At 71.0% G+C, this 14,744-nt stretch carries 13 protein-coding genes; 8 read left to right on the forward strand and 5 right to left on the reverse strand.

The annotated features are described in order from the left end of the window. Positions 1–19 precede the first annotated feature (19 nt). Positions 20–1,009, reverse strand: a complete 990-nt coding sequence (locus B5557_RS39225; RefSeq protein WP_079663952.1) for a TauD/TfdA family dioxygenase — start codon at positions 1,007–1,009, stop codon at positions 20–22. A 216-nt stretch (positions 1,010–1,225) separates the two neighbouring features. On the opposite strand from B5557_RS39225, the gene B5557_RS39230 reads away from it, so the two are divergent. The 4 genes from B5557_RS39230 to B5557_RS39245 are packed head-to-tail and all read left to right on the forward strand — an operon-like array spanning position 1,226 to position 6,130. After that, positions 1,226–2,782, forward strand: a complete 1,557-nt coding sequence (locus tag B5557_RS39230) for an ABC transporter substrate-binding protein (protein ID WP_079663953.1) — start codon at positions 1,226–1,228, stop codon at positions 2,780–2,782. Next, positions 2,767–3,783 (forward strand): ABC transporter permease, encoded by a 1,017-nt coding sequence (locus tag B5557_RS39235; protein WP_079663954.1) that lies wholly within the window; start codon positions 2,767–2,769, stop codon positions 3,781–3,783. Before B5557_RS39230 ends, B5557_RS39235 begins: the two co-directional genes overlap by 16 nt. Beyond that, positions 3,780–4,601, forward strand: coding sequence for an ABC transporter permease (locus tag B5557_RS39240; RefSeq protein ID WP_079663955.1), 822 nt, complete (start codon positions 3,780–3,782; stop codon positions 4,599–4,601). Before B5557_RS39235 ends, B5557_RS39240 begins: the two co-directional genes overlap by 4 nt. Continuing rightward, positions 4,598–6,130 carry an ABC transporter ATP-binding protein gene (locus tag B5557_RS39245; RefSeq protein WP_079663956.1) on the forward strand — a complete coding sequence of 511 codons (1,533 nt, stop codon included), beginning with the start codon at positions 4,598–4,600 and terminating at the stop codon, positions 6,128–6,130. Before B5557_RS39240 ends, B5557_RS39245 begins: the two co-directional genes overlap by 4 nt. A gap of 51 nt (positions 6,131–6,181) precedes the next feature. On the opposite strand, the gene B5557_RS39250 is transcribed toward B5557_RS39245, so the two are convergent. The 4 genes from B5557_RS39250 to B5557_RS39265 all read right to left on the reverse strand — a co-directional run bounded on the left by B5557_RS39250 (position 6,182) and on the right by B5557_RS39265 (position 9,944). Continuing rightward, complete coding sequence (locus tag B5557_RS39250) at positions 6,182–6,790, reverse strand: dihydrofolate reductase family protein (protein ID WP_079663957.1); 609 nt, start codon at positions 6,788–6,790, stop codon at positions 6,182–6,184. Continuing rightward, positions 6,787–7,686, reverse strand: coding sequence for a metalloregulator ArsR/SmtB family transcription factor (locus tag B5557_RS39255; protein WP_079663958.1), 900 nt, complete (start codon positions 7,684–7,686; stop codon positions 6,787–6,789). Before B5557_RS39255 ends, B5557_RS39250 begins: the two co-directional genes overlap by 4 nt. 88 nt (positions 7,687–7,774) lie before the next feature. Then, positions 7,775–9,136 carry a 6-phospho-beta-glucosidase gene (locus B5557_RS39260; RefSeq protein WP_079663959.1) on the reverse strand — a complete coding sequence of 454 codons (1,362 nt, stop codon included), beginning with the start codon at positions 9,134–9,136 and terminating at the stop codon, positions 7,775–7,777. A 16-nt stretch (positions 9,137–9,152) separates the two neighbouring features. After that, positions 9,153–9,944, reverse strand: a complete 792-nt coding sequence (locus tag B5557_RS39265) for a DeoR/GlpR family DNA-binding transcription regulator (RefSeq protein WP_443031314.1) — start codon at positions 9,942–9,944, stop codon at positions 9,153–9,155. 349 nt (positions 9,945–10,293) lie between these two features. On the opposite strand from B5557_RS39265, the gene B5557_RS39270 reads away from it, so the two are divergent. From B5557_RS39270 to B5557_RS39285, 4 genes are all read left to right on the forward strand, one after another. Beyond that, complete coding sequence (locus B5557_RS39270) at positions 10,294–11,571, forward strand: extracellular solute-binding protein (RefSeq protein ID WP_079663960.1); 1,278 nt, start codon at positions 10,294–10,296, stop codon at positions 11,569–11,571. A 1-nt stretch (position 11,572) separates the two neighbouring features. Continuing rightward, a complete protein-coding gene (locus B5557_RS39275) occupies positions 11,573–12,628 on the forward strand; it encodes a carbohydrate ABC transporter permease (RefSeq protein WP_079663961.1) in 1,056 nt (351 codons plus the stop codon). Between the two features lie 50 nt (positions 12,629–12,678). Then, complete coding sequence (locus tag B5557_RS39280) at positions 12,679–13,458, forward strand: carbohydrate ABC transporter permease (RefSeq protein WP_079665238.1); 780 nt, start codon at positions 12,679–12,681, stop codon at positions 13,456–13,458. Positions 13,459–13,593: 135 nt separating this feature from the next. Then, entirely contained in the window at positions 13,594–14,616 is a 1,023-nt protein-coding gene (locus B5557_RS39285) for a YVTN family beta-propeller repeat protein (protein WP_079663962.1), read from the forward strand. The last annotated feature ends 128 nt before the right edge of the window (positions 14,617–14,744 follow it).

Below are 14,744 nucleotides of genomic sequence, written 5' to 3' on the forward strand. Positions count from 1 at the left end.
TGATCGGAGTGGGTGTCGGTCACGCGAACGCCTCGACGGCCGCCTGGCCGTAGCCGTGCTCGAACCGCTCGGCCCGCGGGCGGGTGCGGCGGCCGGGCACGCGCACGGAGGAACGTTTCAGCCATCGGTCCGTGCCGTCGTAGCGGGCCTTGAAAGGGACCCGGCCGTGGACCACGAGGTCGTTGTCGACGACCAGGACCTCACCCGGCGTCAGAGCCACCGCCACGGAGACGCGCGCGAGTTCGGCCTCGAGCCGGCCATAGGCCGCGCGGTACTCCTCGGGCGCCTCGTCGAGTGGCGTGTAGGCGGGGTCGAAGCGCAGAGTCGGCCCGTCCGGGGAGTGCCAGATCGTCGGTACGGGCGGCGGGGTGCCGTCGTAGCCCTGGGCTTCGGCGTAGGCGTCGTCGGGCAGGATCGGCAGCACCGGGCGGCCGAGCAACTCCAGGTCGTCCGCGTCGAGTCGGGCGTGGCGGATGCTGGCGGCCGTGGTGGCGACGGAGTCCGGGTTGCGCAGGCAGCCGAGGATCAGCAGATGGGCGCGGCCGGGGTGGAAGGCGTCCTCGGTGTGCGGGCTGAGCAGCACGTCGCTGCTGGCGCCGGTCTGCTCCTCCTCGTGTCCGGGCGAGGGCACGATGTTGTGCACGAACCGGCCCTCCTGCTGCCCCTCCCAGGCGAGGGGTGTGCCCATCACCGTGGACAGCAGGAGCAGGACGACGTCGTGCACGGCGCCGGAGGTCCCGGCGGCGGACCAGTGACCCGGGGTGGCGCCGATGGCCTCGTCGTCGACCGGGAGGCCACTCAGCACGAACAGTCCGTCGGCGGTGTCGACGGGACGGCAGGCGTACCGGATGTCGTCGCTCAACTTGGCGGCGGCGTCCGGGACTCGGGCGAGCAGCGCGGGGTGGGTGGCGACGCCGTCGAAGGCGTCGAGCAGGGCGCGGGCCGTGGTGAGTAGTTCGGTCACGGCGTGCGGGTGGAGCTGACGTACAGGCGTTGCTGCCGTCGGCATGGGTGATCCGTCCGTTCGATGCGGGTGGGGGGTGCGGGTGCTGGGCCTCCGGCGAGGGAGGCGTCGTCAGCCGGACGGAAACATAGCCAGCACACAGAAATTAGGCAAGGCTCACCTAAGTTGATCTAGATCACGCCCCCCGCCCTCTTGTATGATCGTCGCAATTCAGGGTAGGCAAACCTAAGCATGTGCCCCGCTTGTGAAATCGAGGACGAAGTGGACCTGACCAGACGTCAACTCCTGTGGGCCGGTGGCGCCTTCGGTGCGACCGCCCTGCTGGCCGCCTGTGGAGGCGGCGATGACGCCGAACCGGCCGGGTCCGCCACCGGCGGCTCGACCAAGCCGCGCAAGGGCGGCACGCTCCGGGTCGGCGCCCTCGGCCGGGCCGGCGCCATCACCCGCGACCCGCACGGCTCGCAGGCCAACGAGAGCGACTACCTGATCATCAGCCTCGTATACGACACCCTCGCCGTGCCCGGCGCCAAGCCGAACACCGTGCCCCGGCTCGCGGCCGGTTGGGAGCCGTCCGCGGACCTGAAGACCTGGAAGTTCAGGATCGCCCCGGGGGCGAAGTTCCACGACGGCACACCGGTGACCGCGAAGGACGTCGTCTTCTCGCTCAAGCGACTGCGGGCCACCCCGTCCGGCGCCTCCCGGCTGCCCGGTATCCAGGCGAAGAACATCACCGCCGAGGGCGCCGACACCGTCGTCCTGGTCTCCGACTACGCCAACGCCGAACTGCCCCTGCTCACCCGCCTGACCACCTTCGTCATCCCCGACGGCACCACCGACAAGGACATCGCGAAGGCCCCCGGCACCGGCCCCTTCAAGCTCGACTGGTTCCGCTCCGGCAACGCCCGCCTGGTCCGCAACGACGACTGGTACGGCGGCGACGTGTACCTCGACGCCATCGAGGTCAAGATCTTCGAGAGCCCGCAGGCGATGGCCAACGCCCTGCTGGCCGGCCAGATCGACCTGGCCTCCAACGTCGGCGCCGTCGCCGCCCGGACGGCCGCGTCCCGCAAGGACGTGACGACCGTCCGCCGCCCCAACGACATGGCGATGCCGATCGTCATGCGCACCGCCGACGGCCCCTTCGCCGACCCCAAGGTGCGCGAGGCGCTGCGGCTGGCCGTCGACCGCAAGGCCATGGTCGACCAGGTCCTCTCCGGCTACGGCACCGTTGCCAACGATGTCCTCGGCACCGGCGACCCCGCCTACGACAAGGGCATCCCGCAGCGCACCCGTGACCTCGCGCAGGCCCGGAAGCTTCTCGCCGAGGCAGGCTTCGACACCTCGAAGACCTACGAACTGATCACCACCGAGGACATATCCGGCCTCGCCGAGTCGGCCACCCTCTTCGCCACCCAGGTCCGCGAGGCCGGCGTCAAGGTGAAGGTCGTCAAGCAGGAGTCGGCCGTCTTCTGGGACAGGACCTGGCTCAAGGGCGACCTGTACACCACCTACTGGGGCACCAACGACTCGGTGGTCTTCTTCGCCAGCAAGACCATGGTCTCCGACAGCGGGCAGAACGAGGCAGGCTGGAAGTCCCCGGAGTTCGACGCCGCCTACCAGAAGGCCATCGGCACCGCCGACGCCGCACAGCGCACCCCGCTCCTCGCACAGCTCCAGCAGATCGAGCACGACACCTCCGGCTACCTCCTGTGGGGCATGGCCGACGGCATCGACCTCGCCGGGGCGAAGGTGCGCGGACTGCCCACCCTGCCCGGATACGGAAGGGTGCAGCTGCAAGGCGCATGGCTGGCCAGTTGACCCCCGACACCGCGGCGCCGGCCTCCTCCCGTCCGGGGAGGCCGGCGCGCGCGCCCGCCCCGGCCCTGCTCCTGGCCCGCCTCGGCACCACGCTGCTGAAGCGGCTCACCCTGCTGGCGCTGCTGCTCGCGCTGGTCTTCTGCACCGTCGAACTGCTCCCGGGCGACGCGGCGAACGCGACCTCCGAGCGCGGCGAGAGCGCCGCCGACCTCGCGGCGCGCCGTGAACTGCTCGGCCTGAACCGGCCGGTCCTGGAACGCTTCTGGGACTGGATGACGGGCCTGCCCACCGGCGACCTCGGCATGTCCGCGCGCGGCGAGAAGGTCACCGACCTGCTCTCCCACGCGTTCCCCAACACCCTTCTCCTGGGCGGCGTCGCCCTGCTGCTCACCGCGGTCCTGTCGCTCGCCCTGGGCTGCTGGGCCGCCCTGAAGCCGGGCGGACGCCTGGACCGGGCCGTGTCGGGCGCCGCGACCGCGGTCCTCGCCCTGCCCGAGTTCGTGGTGGCCGTCGCCCTGGTGCTGCTGCTGTCGCTGTGGACGGGCTGGCTGCCCGCCGTCACCCTCACCGACGCCGACGGATCCCCCGCCACCTGGGACATGCTCGTCCTGCCCGCCCTCGCCCTGACCATCCCGCAGGTCGGCTGGAACACCCGGATCGTGCGCGCCGCCCTCGCCGACGAGGCCCGCGCCCCGCACGTGGAGACCGCCGTCCTCGACGGACTCCCGCCCCACCGCGTCCTCACCCACCATGTGCTGCCCGGCGCCCTGCCCGCCATCGCCGCGGGCCTGGCCACCTCCACCGGCATGCTGCTGGGTGGCGCGGTCGTCGTGGAGACCATCTTCAACTACCCGGGCATCGGCTCGGTCCTGGCCTCCGCCGTCACCGACCGCGACAGCCCGGTCATCGCCGGGGTCACCGCGCTGTCCGGCGCCGTCATCACCGCTGTCCTGCTCCTGGCCGACCTGGTCCGCGACCTCGTGACGGGAGACCGACGATGAGCGAGAGAACCTCCCGCACGGGCGTCGCGCTGCGTATCGCGCCCGCCCTCCTCCTGACGGGCCTCGCCCTGATCGGCCCCTGGATCGCTCCGCACGCCGTGGACGCCCCCGTCACCGCGCCCTACGCCGAACCCGGCTCCGCCGCGGTCCTCGGCGGCGACCAGCTCGGCCGGGACGTGCTCAGCCGACTGCTGGCCGGCGGCCGCGAACTCGTCCTGTCCTCCCTGCTCGTCGCGGCCCTGGTCACCGGCTCGGCCGCGATCCTCGGCGCGATCGGCGCCGTACGGCCGCGCGTCGGACGGTTGGTGGAACGCACCGCCGACCTGCTGATGCTGCTCCCGGCGGTGCTCGGGATCCTGCTGGTCACACTGTCCTGGCCGGGCGGCGGCCGGCTCGCCGTGATCGCCGCCGCCGTCGTGCTCGGCGTGCCGTACGCCGTCCGGCTCGCCGCGAGCGCGGCGGCGCCCGTCGCCGGGGCGGGGTACGTGGAGGCGGCGGCCGCCGGCGGCGAACGCCTCTGGTACCTGGTCGTCCGGGAGATCCTGCCCAACCTGCACGCCACCCTGCTCGCCCTGTTCGGCCTACGGTTCGTCGCCGCCGTGTACCTGGTGGCCACCGCCGGCTTCCTCCAGGTCGGACCCCAGCCGCCGGCCGCCGACTGGGCGTTGATGATCCGGGAGAACTCTCCCGGCATCCTTCTCAACCCCTGGTCCGTGGTCGCCCCCGGCATCGCCGTCGGCCTGCTCGCCCTGAGCGTCAACCTCGCGGCCTCCGCCCTCGCACCCCAGACCGGCCGAAAGGCGGTGACCGTCCTGTGAGCCATGCGCCCGACCGGTACCCGAAGCGCGCGGGCACCCCGGACGACCCGCCGGCCGTCGAGGTCACCGGCCTCACCGTGGCCGCCCCGGACGGCCGGCTCCTGGTGAAGGAGGCGTCCCTGACCGTCCGCCCGGGCCGGCTGGTCGCCCTCACCGGCCCCTCGGGCGCCGGCAAGACGACCCTCCTGCGCGCGCTCACCGGCCTGCTGCCGCCCGGCACCACCCGCACCGCAGGACACGTCGACGTCCTCGGCCACGACGTGTTCGCCCTCCCCGAGAAGGAACTGCGCACCCTGCGCGGCACCCGCCTCGCCTACGTCGGCCAGGACCCCGGCTCCGGCCTCAACCCCCGGATGCGGGTCCGTACCCTCGTCCGCGAACTCGCCGTCGACCGCGGCGCGGACGCGGTCGCCGCCCTCCTCGCCGAGGTCCACCTCCCCGACGACGGCCGGCTCGCCGCCCGCCGTCCCGGCGCCCTCTCCGGCGGACAGCAACGCCGCGTAGCCCTGGCCCGGGCCCTGGCCCGCCGCCCCGACGTTCTCCTCCTGGATGAACCGACCGCTGGCCTCCACCCCGAACTCCGGGACGAGATAGCCGAGTTGCTGTCCCATCTCGCCCGCGAGCACCGGCTCGCCGTCGTCTTCTCCTGCCATGACCCGGCCGTCGTCGAACGGTTCGCGGACGAGGTCGTGGAGCTCGGCGCCCACCTGCCCGCACCGCGCACCGCGCCCGCCGCCCGGACGTCCGCCGCGCCCGCGGTCGCGGGGAGCCCGCCGGCCCTTGAAGTACGGGGCCTGCACGTGGCGTTCCACGGGACGCCCGCCCTCACCGGAGTCGGCCTCACCGTCGCCGCCGGCTCCGCCGCCGGCATCGTCGGCGTCTCCGGCTCCGGCAAGACCACCCTCGTCCGCACCGTCGTAGGACTCCAGCGCGGCACCTCAGGCACCGTGCACGTGGCCGGCGCCGCCGTCAGCACCGGTCTGCGCGGCCGCACCCGGGAGCAGCGGCGCGGACTGCAACTCGTGACGCAGAACCCGCTCGGCGCGCTGAACCCCAGCCGCACCGTCGCCGCCGCCGTGGGCCGACCACTGCGCCTGCACCGACGCTGCCCCGCCCAGGAGGTCCCCGAACGCGTGGCCGAACTCCTCGAACAGGTCGGTCTGTCGCCCGCGTTCGCCGACCGCTACCCGCACGAACTGTCCGGCGGGCAGCGCCAGCGGGTGGCCATCGCCCGGGCGCTGGCCGCCGAGCCCGACGTCCTGATCTGCGACGAAGTCACCTCCGCGCTCGACCCCGACACCGGCCGCTCGATCATGGACCTGCTGACCGGGCTGCGCGAGCGGCACGGCATGACGCTCGTCCTCATCAGCCACGACCTGCCCCTCATCGCCGACCGCACGGACACCGTCACCGTGCTGGAAGCCGGGCGCGTCGTGGAGTCCGGACGCACCGCCGACGTCTTCCACGCCCCTCGCCATGAGGCGACCCGGGCCCTGCTGGGCACGTACGCTCCCGCGGCCGGCCCCTGACGAGCACGACCGGCCGGCAGCCCCCGCAGCGACCCGACACGGGCCGGCAGTTCAGCGGATCCGGTCGTAGACCAGGGCCAACGTGCCGTGCTCGCCCGCCGTCTGACGGGCCAGTGACCACTTCCCCGCGGGCAGGCCGTCGTCGAAGAGACGCGGGCCGCCGCCGAGGAAGACCGGGAAGACCGTGAGCGCGAGCCGGTCCACCTGGTCGGCGGCCAGCAGCGCCTTGATGACGCTCGCGCTGGAGAGCACGAGGATGTCGCCGCCGTCGGTCGCCCTGAGGTCCGCGACCGTCTCGGCGGCCGGCTTGTCGACGATCGTCGTCCGCTCCCACGGCGCCTCGCCGAGGGTGGCGGAGAGCACCACCTTGTCGGTGTCGACGAGCCACTTCGCGAAGGCCTCGTCGCGCGGGTCGGCGCCCTCCATGCCGATGACGGTGGGCCAGAAACCGAGGAAACCCTCGGCGTTGACCCGCCCGAGCAGGGCAGTCGTCGCCGGCTCCCACAGGCTGGTCAGATGGTCACGGGCGACGTCGGTGACCGCGTACGGCATCACCCAGCTCATGTCCAGGGGGTTGTCCGGTCCGGCGTAGCGGCCGTCGAGGGAGAGGCTCATGTTGGTGACGACCCTGCGGCCGTGGGCGGCGGTCTGCTCGGTCATTTTGTGCTCCTCGGGTCCGTGTCGGTGTCGGCGCCGGTGCCGTCGGAGGCACCGGTGTCGTGGGTGTCGTGGGTGTCGTCGGGCTCCGCGGCGAGAGTCGCCGTGAGCTTGTCGAGGCTCTGACCGAAGCCGGTCTCGATGCCCGCGACGAAGTCTGCGGAGTCGACGGTGCTGTCGGTGATCCGGTAAAGGACGTCGAGGTCCGTGCCGGCGCCGGTGCGCGTGAGGACGAACTCGACGTGGGAGGTGAAGGCGAGGCCCCCGTCGGGAAGCAGCGGGGAGAGCCGGTAGACGAGGCGCTCACTCGCGCGCACCTCGTGGACGACGCCCTCGGCGCGCCCGGCGACCAGGTCGGAGCCGTCGGCGTCCTCGGCGTCGCGGTACTCCAGGACGACCCGCCCGCCCTCTCGCGCCTCGAAGATGAGCTCGGAGACGCGCAGGTCGTCGGGTGTCCACCAACGGGCGAGCAGGTCGGGCTCGGTCAGGTGGCGCCACACGAGCTCGGGGCGCCCCTTCAGTGACCGGAGGAACCTGAACGAGCGGCCGTCGGCCCACCCCGGCTCCTCGGCGGCCAGCCGCTCCGCCCGGAGGCTGAGCCCATGGCGGTCGTAGGCCGATTGGGGGCCGTCGGCCCGGTCCGCGGTGTCGGCGAGCCGGCTGAGCTCGGCGGCCAGGTCCCGCAGGGCGGCGGACCGCAGCGCGTAGACACGGCGCTGGCCGGTGCGCTGGGACGTGACGACGCCGGCCCGCTCAAGGGTCTGCAGATGCTTGGTCGTCTGCGGCTGACGCGCCTCGGCCAGCTGGGCGAGAACCCCGACGGAGCGGGGCCGCTCGGCCAGCAGGCTCACGAGCCGCCAGCGCGCCGGGTCGGCGAGCGCGGTGAGAAGTGCGTCCATGGCGAGTAGTATTCCTGACAAAGAATATTCGTGTCAAGGAATATGGGTCGCGGGTCCGCCCCTCATGGCCGTCGCTCGGGTGAACCTGTCAGCGGCCCAGGTAGGCGAGCTCGGGGAAGTGCCGCTGGTAGGCGTCCAACAGGCGCTTGGCGACGGCGTACGAGTCGATCAGGGGGTGGATGGTCAGGGCCCTTATGGCGTGCGCGCGATCGCGGGTGGTGGCGGCCCGGATCACCGCGCGTTCCACGGCCTTGACCGAGCACACCAGGCCGGTGCCGTGGTCGGGCAGCGGGGCCCCGGCGATGGAGTGGGCGCCGTTGCCGTCCACATGGCAGGGAACCTCGATGACGGCGTCGTCGTCGAGGACCGGGATCCGGCCGCGGTTGCGGACGTTGAGGATGAGGGTCGCCCGCTCGTCCAGGGCGATGGCCCGCATCAGGGCGAGGGCCACCTGTTCGTAGCCGCCCGACTCCAGATCGCAGGAGTCGCGTTCCCCCATGCCTACGGCCTCGCGGTTCTCGGCCATGTAGGTGACCTCGCGCTCCAGGCGGGTCGCGTCCCAGGCGTTCCAGGCGGCGCGCGACGCCGGCGAGGTCTCGGCGACGGCGCCCAGGGAGTCGTAGAAGTGCTGCTGCTGGGAATGCAGGAAGGCGCCCCGGGTCTGCTCGGCGGCCCCCGCCGAGCGCACCGACTCGCGGCTGAAGTAGTAGTAGTGCAGGTACTCGTTGGGCAGCGCGCCGAGCGTGCGCAGCAGATCGGCGCCGAAGAGTTTGCCCTCCTCGAAGGAGGTCAGCGCGGCCTCGTCCGCGAACAGGGAGGGCAGCAGGTTCCGGCCCTCGGCGTACAGGCCGCGCAGCCAGCCCAGGTGGTTCAGGCCCACGTAGTCCAGGCGGACGCGCGCCGGATCGACGCCTAGCGCCCCGGCCGCGCGGCGGCCGAGGCCCACCGGTGAGTCGCAGATCCCGATCACCCGGTCCCCCAGGTGGGCGGTCATCGCCTCGGTGACCAGGCCGGCCGGATTGGTGAAGTTGATGACCCAGGCCTCGGGCGCCAGGACCGCGATGCGGCGGGCGATCCCGACCGCCACCGGGACGGTGCGCAGCCCGAAGGAGATGCCGCCCGCGCCGACGGTCTCCTGGCCCAGCACTCCTTCCGCCAGCGCGATGCGTTCGTCCGCCGCGCGGCCGGCGAGCCCGCCGACGCGGATGGCGGAGAACACGAAGTCCGCTCCGGTGACCGCCTCGTCCAGATCGGTGGTGGCGGTGACGGTCGGCGGGTCGGGATGCCCGGACGCCTGGTCGGCGAGGACCTTGCGGATGGTGGCCAGCCGGGAGGCGTCCAGGTCGTACAGGGTCACATCGGTGACGCGCCCCTCACCGCGGTCGCCCAGCAGCGCCCGGTAGATCAGCGGGACCCGGAAGCCGCCACCGCCCAGGATCGTCAGTCTCATACCTCGACCACCTCGCTCATACCTCGACCACCTCGACTCCCGCCTCGCGCAGGCGATTGCAGGTCTTCGCGTCCCCGGGCGCGTTGGTCACCACGACGTCGAGCTCCTCGGGGCCGCACACCCGGGCCATCCCGGTGCCGGGGAACTTGCCTGCGTCCGCCACCAGGACCACCTGGGCGCTGGCGGCGATCATCGCCCTTTTGACGGGCACCTCGACCGCGGTGGTGTCCAGCACCTGACCGTCGGGCCGCACCCCGCTCGTGCCGAGGAACAGCCGGTCGGCGTGGACCTGGCGCAGGTTGTCCTCGGTGAGGAAGCCGACCAGCGAACGGTAGTCGCGCCGCACCACGCCGCCCAGCAGGATCAGCTGGACGTCCTTGTCGTCCTGGAGCTCCTCGTAGACGGCGAGGTTGCTGGTGATCACGGTCAGGGACCGGCCGTGGAGATGCCGGGCCACCCGGTGAGCGGTGGTGCCGATGTCGAGCAGCACGGTCTCGCCGTCCCTGACGAGGTTTGCGCACCACAGGGCCAGGGCGTCCTTCGCCTCGACCCGGACGCCGGCCACGTCGGCGAACGGGTCGTCCTCGCCCACGACGGGGGCGGCGCCGCCGTACACCCGCTTGAGCAGTCCCTCGTCCTCCAGTTGTGCGAGGTCGCGCCGGACCGTGGCCTGACTCGCCCCGACCTTCTCGGTCAGGGCGACCACCGAGGTGGGCCCGTCCGCACGCAGTGCGCGCAGGATCAGCTGATGTCTTCGGTCAGGGAGCATGCGGCAGACCATACTCGCGAACTCGCCAAACTCAAGCAAAGTCGCGCATGAATGTCTCGATACCTGCTTGACCCTTGTCAAACCCGCGCACCGGGTGCACTCTCTTGCGTAATTCGGAGCCAGGCCCGGACCCCACTCCGGTCGGCCGAAGCGGATGAACGGCGTATTCCGCCGTCACGACGCGTCGGCGCCGTCTGAGAGGACCAGGTCACACACCCCGGGTGGCTGAAGGGTTACCACCCACGCCGATGCTCTTCAGCCACCCGGCCTCCCCGCCGCGCCCCACCGCGGCCCAGCACTCACAAGCCGTGTCGGACATGCCCGACACGCCGTACCCGCCGCCGACCTCGCCCTACCCGCCGAACTCGCCGAAAACCAGGAGAAGACAGTGGACCTTTCCCGCAGACGATTCCTCCAGGCCGCCGTACTGACGGCCGCCGCGGCCGGTGCCACCGCAGCCTGCGGCGGCGGCTCCGGATCGAGCGGCAGCAAGGACAGCAAGAACCTGAGCCTCTGGTACTGGTCCGGCGGGCTGAGCGACAAGGTCGTCGCGGACGCCAAGAAGCACTTCTCCGACATCACCCTCAAGACCTCCGTGGTCGGCGGCGACTTCAAGACCAAGCTGCTCACCGGCCTCAGGGCCGCCCAGTCCGCCCCGGACATCACCGGCATCAAGGGCGAGGACATCGCCTCCTTCCTGCCCAACGCCGACCGCTTCGTCGACCTGAAGACCGTGGGCGCGGACAAGCTGATGCCGCAGTACCTGTCCTGGAAGCTGAAGCAGGCCACCACACAGGACGGCAAGCTGATCGGCTTCCCGATCGACATCGGCCCCTGCGCCACGTTCTACCGCGAGGACCTCTTCGCCGCGGCGGGGCTGCCCACCGACCCGGCGAAGGTCTCCGCCGAGCTGTCCACCTGGGACGACTACTTCAAGGCCGGCGTGGAACTGCACAAGGCCGTGCCGAAGACCTATCTGATCAACAACATCGGCTCCGTGTTCTCGATGATGATCGGCCAGGGCACCCAGCGCTTCATCGACGAGAACAACAAGTTCATCGGCGACCAGGACCACATCCGTACCGCCTGGACCACCGCCGTGAAGCCCTACACCCTCGGCATCGACGCCAAGATCAACGACAACACGTGGAACGCCGCGATCGGCAACGGCTCCCTGGGCACCGAGATCGGCGCCGCCTGGCACGCGCTGGACATCAGCAACGCCGCGCCCGGCACCAAGGGCAAGTGGCGGGTGGCGAGCCTGCCGGGCGGCCCGTCCAACCTCGGTGGGTCCTTCCTGGCCATCCCCGCGACCAGCGGCAACCCCGAGGAAGCCTTCAAGATCATCAGCTGGATCCTGGACCCGGAGAACCAGGCCCGCGGCTTCACCGACGCGGCCCTCTTCCCGACCGCCCCGGCCGCCTACAAGCTGCCGGCGCTGACCGGCGGTGACGCCTTCTTCGGCGGCCAGAAGACCATCGAGATCTTCGGCCCGGCTGCCGAGAAGATCCCCGCGGCCTACGAGGCCCCGGCGGACGCGGCGGTCTCCGCGCCCTTCTTCAGCGAGCTGACCGGCATCGAGGCCAAGGGCAAGGACCCCGACGAGGCCTGGAAGGACGCGGTCGGCCAGGCCAAGCAGATCGCCCAGCGGCAGGGAGTGAAGTGACATGTCGTCCAGCCCGGTAGCCGGCCCGGCTCCCACCGGACCGACCTCCGGATCCGACACCGGTCCCACCGAGCGGCCGGCCCCGGACCGTCTCCACGGTCCGGGCCGACGCGCCCCCCGGATCCGGCCGGTCTCCGCCGGGGCCCGGCGCGGGCCGGGGCGGCGGGTCGCCAGACACTGGCCGCAGTACCTGGCCATCTCGCCGTACTACCTGATCTTCTCGGTCTTCATGCTCTTCCCGGTGATCTACACCGTGTACCTGGCGTTCCAGAAGTGGGACGGCATCGGGGACATGCACTTCGTCGGGTTCCAGCAGTTCCGGTTCCTGTGGGACGATCCGATCTTCTGGCTGTCCATCCGCAACACCCTCGTCATCTGGGTGCTGTCGACCGTGCCGATGCTCTTCATGGCGCTGGTGCTCGCGGTGCTGGTGAACTCCACCAAACGCCTCACCGCGTTCTACCGGGTCGCCCTGTTCATCCCCAGCATCACCTCGCTGGTGGCCATCGCGATCTTCTTCGGCGCGATCTTCAGCAACAACTTCGGCCTGATCAACGCCATCCTGCGGGCCCTGCACGTGTCGGCCGTGCCCTGGCTGAGCAACGAGTGGACGATCAAGCTGGTGATCGCCGCGCTGATGACCTGGCAGTGGACCGGCTACAACGCGATCATCTATCTGGCCGGCCTCCAGGCGATCCCCTCGGAGCTCTACGAGGCCGCACGGATGGACGGCGCCGGACCGGTCCGGATCTTCTTCTCCATCACGATCCCGCTGCTGCGGCCCATCATCCTGTTCACCGTGGTGGTCTCCACCGTCACCGGACTGCAGAGCTTCACCGAACCCCAGGTGCTGTTCAACAGCGACGCCTCGACCAACCCCAACTCCGGTGGTCCGGGCCAGGCGGGCATGACCACCCTGCTGTACTTCTACCACCAGGCCTTCGACAACAACGACTTCGGCTACGGCGCCGCCATCGTCTGGGCCTTCTTCCTGCTGATCCTGCTCATCGTCCTCATCAACTGGCGCCTGGTGCAGCGTAAGGAGCGACGGTCGTGAACAGCCAGAACCGTAAACGCCTGCGGGGGCTCAGCGTCCACGCCGTCCTGATGACCGGCGTCGTCATCTCGGTGTTCCCGTTCTACTGGATCGTCGTCATGGCGACGAACACCTCGCAGGACATCTACAGTTACCCGCCGAAACTCTGGTTCGGCGACCACCTGCTGACCAACATCCAGCACCTGTTCGACAAGATGGACTTCTTCGGCTCCCTCTTCAACACGGTGATCGTCGCGGTCTGTACGACGGCGCTGGTGCTGTTCTTCGACTCGCTGGCCGCCTTCGCCTTCGCCAAGTACGACTTCCCCGGCAAGAAGTTCCTCTTCGGCGTGCTGCTGTCGATGTACATCCTGCCGACCCAGCTGGCGATCATCCCGCAGTACGAGATCATGGTGCAGCTGGGCTGGCTGGGCACGCTCAAGGCGCTCATCGTGCCCGCCGCCGCCAACGCCTTCGGCATCTTCTGGATGCGCCAGTACACCTCCACCAGCGTCCCCGACGAACTGCTGGACGCCGCCCGCATCGAGGGCGCCGGGTTCTTCCGGCTGTACTGGCACGTGGTACTGCCGTGCGTCCGCCCGGCCCTGGCGTTCCTCGGCATCTACACGTTCATCGCCGCCTGGAACGACTACATCCTGCCGTTGGTGATGCTGGTCAACCCCGACCGTCTCACCCTCCAGGTGGCGCTGGCCCAGTTGTACGCCGGCCACTCCACCGACTACAGCATGGTGATGGCCGGGGTGCTCCTGTCGGTCATCCCGCTGGTGCTGGTGTTCACGTTCTTCGCCCGGGGCTTCATCGCGGACGCCACGAAGGGCGCCCTGCGCTGACGACGGCGGAGTGGGAGGCCGAGACGGCGGCGGGGACGGGCCCGGTCGGGCGGCCCCCGGTGGACGGTGTGCCGTTCGGTCGGCCTGAGCGCGAGCCTCGCGTGGCTTTCCGCTCCGGAGTCCTAGCGTGGCGCCATGACGAGACAGCAGGACATGGGGCAGCGAGCAGCCGTGGTGCTCTGCGTGAGTGCGGCGCTGATGGGACCGGGAAGCCTGGCCGGCGCAGCCGCCGCGACGTCGGCGGCCGGGCCGTCCTCGCGGCCCGATGCGCTCGTTTACCTCGCCAACCTCCACTCCGACACGGTGTCGGTCGTCGACACCGGCACCGGCATGGTCGTGGACAGCGTTGCTGTCGGGGACGGACCGGACAGCGTGGCCGTCAGCCCGGACGGCTCCCGCGTCTACGTCACCAATTCCGCGTCGGACACCGTATCGGTGATCGACGCCCGTACCCGGACGGTCATCGCCGCCGTCGCCGTCGGTGACGAACCAAGCAGAGTGACCATCTCTCCTGACAACCAAAACGTCTACGTCGCCAACGTCGGGTCGGACAACGTGTCGGTGATCAGCACCCGCACCCGTGCCGTGACGGACACCATCGCGGTGGGCGATGCCCCGCTGGGCGTGACGGTGACACCCGACGGACGCACCCTGTACGTCGCCAATGCCGCGTCCGACACCGTCTCGGTGGTCCGGACCGCCACCGGATCGGTCACCGACTCCATCCCCGTCGGCAGCGGACCGACCGCCCTGGTACTCACCCCCGACGGCCGGCACCTGTACGTCTCCAATCTGACCTCGGACGACGTGTCGGTGGTCGACGTTCACGACGGCGTGGAATCGGACCGCATCCCGGTCGGGGACCAGCCCGCGGGAATCGGGGCGCGACCGGATGGCCGCCAGGTCTACGTCGCCAACATCGGGTCCGACAACGTGTCCGTGATCAGCACCCGCGGCCGTGCCGTCACCGACACCATCGCCGTGGGAGACGGCCCCAACGGCCTCGCCGTCGGCCCGGGCGGCTCCCGGGTCTACGTCAGCAACTTCGACTCGGACACCCTCTCGGTCATCGACACCTCGACAGCCCGCACAACGAACACAGTGGCCGTGGGCGACGGGCCGACCGGCGTGGCAGTGGCACAAGCAAAGAGGGCCTGACACCGGCCGCGGTCTCGTCCTGTCGCTGCCGCAGTCGCTCCAACTGACCCACCATCAAGGAGACACGTCCTAGAAGGCTCATGAAGATCTTGGTGAGGGGCTGTCCGGCCGGAGGCCGGGCAGCCCCT

It is taken from the genome of Streptomyces sp. 3214.6, from assembly GCF_900129855.1.
Lineage (GTDB): Bacteria > Actinomycetota > Actinomycetes > Streptomycetales > Streptomycetaceae > Streptomyces > Streptomyces soliscabiei.